The following is a 229-nucleotide window of genomic DNA, read 5'->3' on the forward strand; positions in this document are numbered from 1 at the left end:
AATGGAGTTTATCCGTAGCGCGTTTGCTCGCACCACGAATAGTCTTGCCATCAAAAGCGATGACTGGCATGCCTGATTTTTCTCGTTGTTGATTTACCCAGCTGTACAGTGCTAGCAGTAATGAGTCGCTATCAAGGCCTCGAAAGATACGAGCGATGCTGTGCCGTGTTGGAATGCCATGTACAAAAGGGCGAAAACGCCTTAACCATGTAAGTTTTTTATTGCCATA

Annotated in this window: 1 protein-coding gene; it reads right to left on the reverse strand. The window is 45.9% G+C overall.

All coding sequences use genetic code 11. The features are described from left to right. The coding region (locus HC733_RS22960) for an ISAs1 family transposase (protein WP_190367239.1) at positions 1-229 on the reverse strand (229 nt) is incomplete at both ends.

It is taken from the genome of Pseudoalteromonas sp. S16_S37 (genome assembly GCF_014694405.1).
Lineage (GTDB): Bacteria > Pseudomonadota > Gammaproteobacteria > Enterobacterales > Alteromonadaceae > Pseudoalteromonas.